The organism is Nocardioides sp. (assembly GCF_031422975.1).
Taxonomy (GTDB): Bacteria; Actinomycetota; Actinomycetes; order Propionibacteriales; family Nocardioidaceae; genus Nocardioides.
The window spans coordinates 1-5,098 of sequence record NZ_JANPEO010000423.1 but is presented as its reverse complement, the minus strand read 5'-3'; the positions used below and the strand labels follow the sequence as shown (position 1 = coordinate 5,098).

Sequence of the window (5,098 nt, the reverse complement as noted above, 5' to 3'; positions counted from 1 at the left end):
GGTCGGCGAGCGTGATCACGCCGCAACTCTAGGTGGGGCACCATGGCGACCATGAGTGAGAGCGACCTGACCCTTGTCAGCCTGCGTGACCTCGACGACGAGGCGCTGGCCGCGGCCTATGCGCCGCGCGGCGAGCCGTGGCTGCGAGTGAATTTCGTCAGCACTGTCGACGGCGCGGCGCAGGGTGCCGACGGCGTCAGCAAGAGCATCAACAACCCCGCCGACAAGCGGGTCTTCGACATGCTGCGGGCCCGGGCCGACTGCCTGGTGGTGGGCGCGGGCACATTGCGCGCAGAGGGGTACGACGTGCCGCGGCTGCCCCTCGTCGTCGTGAGCCGCTCCGGTGGACTCCCCGAGGGACTCACCGGAGCGCCCGACGGGCGGATCACCATGGCCACGGTCGCGAACGCCCCGCACCTGGCCGAGACCCGCGCCCAGCTCGGGTCGGATCACGTGTGGGTCCTCGGCGACGACGAGCTGGACCTGGTGGCGCTGAAGTCCCGGATGGCGGCGCAGGGCTGGGCCGACCAGCTGTGCGAGGGCGGCCCCGCCCTGTTCGGCGCGCTCGTGGCCGCAGGCGTCGTCGACGAGCTGTGCCACTCCGTGGTGCCGCGCCTCATCGGCGGCGACCAGTTGCGGATCATGAGCGGTGCCGACGTCGACGTCGCGCTGCGGCCGGTGTCGTTGCTCGAGCAGGACGCCACGATCCTCGGGCGGTGGCTGGTCAGCTGAGGTCGGCAGCCGCGCGGGCCCGCAGGCGCGGCAGCACGTCCCGCTCGTAGGCCTTGATGAACCGCGCCTGGTCGTGGCCGGGGGCGTGGAAGACGAGATGGCGGAAGCCCATGTCGACGTACTGCCAGATCCGCTCGACGTGCTCGTCGGGGTCGCTGGAGACGATGAAGCGCGAGGCGGTGCGTTCGACCGGGAGGGCATCGGCCAGCCGCTGCATCTGGATCGGGTCCTCGACGCCGGTCTTCTCGTCGCTGGAGAGCGCGAGCGCGCCCCAGAAGCGCGTGTCGGCCATCGCGCGGTCGATGTCGTCGTCGAAGGACACCTTGACCTCGATCATCAGGTCGAGGTCGGCCAGCGTGCGGTCGGCCTTGGCCGCGCCCTCGGCGAGCGCGGGCAGCAGGGTGTCGGTGTAGAGCTCGCGGCCCTTGCCGCTGGTGCAGATGAAGCCGTCACCGACCCGGCCGGCGAGCCGTGTCGCGGAGGGGCCGGACGCGGCGACGTACAACGGGACGGGCTGGTCGGGGAGGTCGTAGATCGTGGCGTTGGCGAGCTGGTAGTAGTCGCCCTCGAACGTGACGCGCTCGCCGGCCCACAGCGCCTGGATGACCTGCAGCGCCTCCTTGAGGCGGGCGAACCGCTCCTTGCCGTCGGGCCACTCCATCCCGAGTGGTGCCTCGTTGAGCGACTCACCCGAGCCGACGCCCAGGATGATCCGCCCCGGGGCCAGGCAGCCCAGGGTGGCGAAGGCCTGGGCGATCACGCCGGGGTGGTAGCGGAAGGTCGGCGTCAGCACGCTGGTGCCGAGGCTGACGCGCGAGGTGCGCGCGGCCACCGCACCGAGCCAGGGCAGCGCCGCCGGGGCGTGCCCGCCGTCGTGTCGCCACGGCTGCAGGTGGTCGCTGATGAAGACCGAGTCGAAGCCGGAGTCCTCGGCCAGCACGGCCAGGTCGGCGAGGGCCTGCGGCGCGAACTGCTCTGACGATGCCTTGTAGCCAAAACGGAGCATGGGGGGTCCTTAGTTGATGGTGCCGGCGTTGTCCTTGGCCAGCGACCGCGAGATCACCATGCGCTGGATCTGGTTGGTGCCCTCGAAGATCTGCATGACCTTGGCCTCGCGCATGTAGCGCTCGACCGGGAAGTCTCGCGTGTAGCCGTAACCGCCGAGCACCTGGACGGCGTCGGTCGTCACCTTCATGGCGTTGTCGGTGGCGACCATCTTGGCGATCGAGGCCTCGCGCGAGAACGGCCGGCCGGCGTCCTTGAGGCGCGCGGCGTGCAGCACCGTGGCCCGCGCCGAGACGATCGCCGCCTCCATGTCGGCGAGCACGAAGGCGAGGCCCTGGTGCTCGATGATCGGCTTGCCGAAGGTCTCGCGCTCGCGGGCGTAGGCGACGGCCGAGTCCAGGGCACCCTGCGCCAGCCCGGTGGCGACCGCGGCGATGCCGAGCCGTCCGGAGTCGAGGCCGGCGAGCGCGATCCGCAGGCCCTCGCCCTCCTCGCCGAGTCGTCGGTTGGCGGGGACGCGGACGTTGTCGAAGCGCATCGTCGCGGTCGCCGAGCCGGTCAGGCCCATCTTGCGCTCCGGTGCATCTGCGCTGAGGCCCTCGGTGTCGGCCGGGACGAGGAAGCAGCTGATCCCGTTGCGGTCCTCGGAGGTCCGGGCCATCACCTTGTAGAAGTCGGCGTGGCCGCCGTGCGTGGTCCAGGCCTTGGCGCCGTTGAGCACGTAGGAGTCGCCGTCGCGCTTCGCCGTCGTCCTCATGGCCGCCGGGTCGGAGCCGGCGTGCGCCTCGGACAGGCAGTAGGCGCCGAGCAGCGAGCCGCCGAGCATGTCGGGCAGCCACTGTGCCTTCTGCTCCTCGGTGCCGGCGGTGAAGAGCCCGAAGCACGACAGGGCGTGCACCGAGACGCCGACGCCGACCGACGACCACACGGCGGCGATCTCCTCGAGAACCTGCAGGTAGACCTCGTAGGGCTGGCCGCCGCCGCCGTGCTCCTCGGGGTAGGGCAGTCCCAGGATCCCCGCGTCGCCGAGCAGCCGGAACACGTCGCGCGGGAAGGTCTCGGTCGCCTCGGCCTCGGCGGATCGCGGGGCCAGCTCCTTGGCGGCGATCTCGCGGACGAGCTTGAGCAGCTCGACGGCTTCCTCGGTGGGCAGGGTGCGGGCGGCGGTCATGTCCCGGACGTTACCGGGGAGGCATGGCGACGGGTACAGGTAGCCCGTCTCGACGATCTGGGCCGTTCGACGATACGCGGCCCGGCCTGCGACTAGGTTCCAAGGATGGGCGAACGTTGGCTTCCGTACGCCGCGGCGGCCCTGGCGACGGGTGCGAGCGCACTGATCATGGGCGCGCTGAGCCTGCCGTCGTCGCCCAGCGTCCTGGAGCTGGTCAGCACCGAGGAGGCGTCACCGGAGCGTTGGCTGCTGGCGTCGGCCGCCTTCATGTATGCCGCCTTCGCCCTGACCCTCGGGATCCCGACGTTCATCCACCTGCTGAAGGGACGCGGGCGAGTCACCGGTCAGGTGGGCGCTGTCGTCTTCGCCTTCGGGACGATCGGGACGGCGGGCTACGCCGCACTGCTGATCTTGTTCCGCGCCCTCGCGGTGCACTCGGTGGCCGACACGCAGGAGTTCGACCTGCTCTCACGCGACACCGGGCTGATCGTCTACCTCGGCTCGTTCCTGCTGGCCTTCCAGGCGGGGTTGCTGGTCCTCGGCGTGGCGCTGCTGATGGCGGGCACCGTCGCGCGCTGGATCCCGGTGGTGATGATCGGGCACGCCGTCACCTCACCGATCGAGCACCGGCTCCCCGAGGGCATGCAGGACGCGTTCAGCGTCCTGCTCGGGGTTGCCCTGATCGCCGTCGCGGTGAGCGCCAACGAGTCGTGGTCCGGAGTGATGAGGCGTGCGCCCCGTTGAGATTCACCCGGGGCGGGACACCAGGCCGCGCTCAGTGAGCTGGGCCAGCGCCGCCTCGACCAGACCGAGCGCATCCGGATGGGCGCCGTGCTCGACCTGGGCCACGGCCACGAGCTCGGCCGCACTGGCCGGTTGCGCCAGCGCCAGCCACACGGTCGTCCCGAGGCCGGCGAGCAGGTGCGCGGTGTCGATGACCATCACGACCAGCTCGTCGTCGTACTGCATGGCATCGAGCCAGGGCCTTCTCGACCATTGACCTCCCGTCGGTGCCGGCAGGTCGATGGGCGGGTGATGGACGCCCGGCAACGGCTCCTCGGGGGTGCTGTCGAGCAGCTCGACGAGATCGTCGAGGTGGTCGATCACCTCGTCGTAGTACAGCGCGAGCGCCCCGCCGCACCGCTCGATGGCTCGAGACAGGCACAGCAGCGGTGAGTCGAGCAGGACCAGGGACGAGGTCTGCGGCACGATCTCGACGATCGCCTCGGGGGTGGAGACCGGCACCAGGCCGTCCGTGCCGTGGCCCCGACGCAGCAGCACGATGCGCCGCAACGTGGTGTGCGCGGGCGGCGTCCGGAGGCCGGCGTCGTCGGGGGAGACGGACGCCTTGCGCCAGGGCTGCGAGGGGTCGGTGATGACCGACAACGGCTTGGGATGCGGGTGGACGGACAGGTCGGCCGACACCGAGAGGGTCTCGTCGCTCACGTACCCGAGCCGTGCTGCGAGCGCGCGGACGGCGGTGGTCTTGCCGCTGCCGGAGGCCCCGACCACCGCGAGCGCCGCGCCCGTGTCACCGGCGACCGCGCCGGCGTGGATGTTGAGCCGCGTGCCGGCCGTGGCCTCCAGGGCCCGCATCGTGACCCGGGCGGTCACCGCATAGTCGTGCTGGTCCGGCGCCAGGTCGGCCAGCTCGCTGACGTCGATGGTCTCTTCGGCGGTCTCGGTCGTGAGTGCTCGCGACCACTGGCGGCGAAGCCGTGCGGCGGTGTCCGGGTCACGGGCCGGGATGGCCACGGCCACTCCGAGCGCTCGGACCACCACGTGCTCGGCGACTGCCACACCGCGAACTCTAGGGTGAACGTCGTGCGACGCCCCGCAACCACCCGACTGGCGTGGGTGTTGTACGCCGCCGCGTTGGTCATCGTGGTGGCCGGCCCGTGGGCGTGGGCGCTGAACCGGCTGACTGTCGGGTGCTACGTGTTCTTCCGCTACACGTGGCCGATCGCGCCGGACTGGGCGCTGCCCGAACACTACGGACTGCTTCTCAACGTGCTGCTCTTCGTGCCACTGGGGGTGGGACTGGCGCTCCTCACCACCTGGCCGTGGTGGCGGGTCGCGCTGGTCGCGGGGGCCATGTCCTCGGTGATCGAGCTGATCCAGCTCGTGCTGCCGCGGTACGCGGACCCGGTGGACGTGGTCACCAACACGCTCGGCGCGCTGCTGGGGGCG

At 71.3% G+C, this 5,098-nt stretch carries 6 protein-coding genes; 3 read left to right on the top strand and 3 right to left on the bottom strand.

The window, feature by feature from the left end; genetic code table 11:
- Positions 1-51: 51 nt before the first annotated feature.
- Positions 52-732 carry a dihydrofolate reductase family protein gene (locus RMO85_RS12770; RefSeq protein WP_310529103.1) on the top strand — a complete coding sequence of 227 codons (681 nt, stop codon included), beginning with the start codon at positions 52-54 and terminating at the stop codon, positions 730-732.
- Here the strand turns inward: RMO85_RS12770 and fgd are convergent.
- Together fgd and RMO85_RS12760 are read right to left on the bottom strand one after the other, a co-directional pair.
- Entirely contained in the window at positions 725-1,738 is a 1,014-nt protein-coding gene (fgd, locus tag RMO85_RS12765) for a glucose-6-phosphate dehydrogenase (coenzyme-F420) (RefSeq protein WP_310529102.1), read from the bottom strand. The two genes, RMO85_RS12770 and fgd, sit on opposite strands and share 8 nt — an antisense overlap.
- A gap of 9 nt (positions 1,739-1,747) precedes the next feature.
- Positions 1,748-2,908 carry an acyl-CoA dehydrogenase family protein gene (locus RMO85_RS12760; RefSeq protein WP_310529101.1) on the bottom strand — a complete coding sequence of 387 codons (1,161 nt, stop codon included), beginning with the start codon at positions 2,906-2,908 and terminating at the stop codon, positions 1,748-1,750.
- Positions 2,909-3,013: 105 nt separating this feature from the next.
- Between RMO85_RS12760 and RMO85_RS12755 the strand changes: the two genes are divergently transcribed.
- Positions 3,014-3,652 carry a hypothetical protein gene (locus tag RMO85_RS12755; protein ID WP_310529100.1) on the top strand — a complete coding sequence of 213 codons (639 nt, stop codon included), beginning with the start codon at positions 3,014-3,016 and terminating at the stop codon, positions 3,650-3,652.
- A gap of 3 nt (positions 3,653-3,655) precedes the next feature.
- On the opposite strand, the gene RMO85_RS12750 is transcribed toward RMO85_RS12755, so the two are convergent.
- Positions 3,656-4,708, bottom strand: coding sequence for a hypothetical protein (locus RMO85_RS12750; protein ID WP_310529099.1), 1,053 nt, complete (start codon positions 4,706-4,708; stop codon positions 3,656-3,658).
- 24 nt (positions 4,709-4,732) lie between these two features.
- On the opposite strand from RMO85_RS12750, the gene RMO85_RS12745 reads away from it, so the two are divergent.
- Positions 4,733-5,098: VanZ family protein (locus RMO85_RS12745; RefSeq protein ID WP_310529098.1), on the top strand; the 366-nt coding region annotated here is incomplete at its 3' end.

Excerpts from the sequence above, each read along its gene's own strand:
- RMO85_RS12755 (WP_310529100.1), top strand. The coding sequence starts at position 3,014 with ATGGGCGAACGTTGGCTTCCGTACGCCGCGGCGGCCCTGGCGACGGGT.
- fgd (WP_310529102.1), bottom strand. The coding sequence starts at position 1,738 with ATGCTCCGTTTTGGCTACAAGGCATCGTCAGAGCAGTTCGCGCCGCAG.
- RMO85_RS12760 (WP_310529101.1), bottom strand. The coding sequence starts at position 2,908 with ATGACCGCCGCCCGCACCCTGCCCACCGAGGAAGCCGTCGAGCTGCTC.
- RMO85_RS12770 (WP_310529103.1), top strand. The coding sequence starts at position 52 with ATGAGTGAGAGCGACCTGACCCTTGTCAGCCTGCGTGACCTCGACGAC.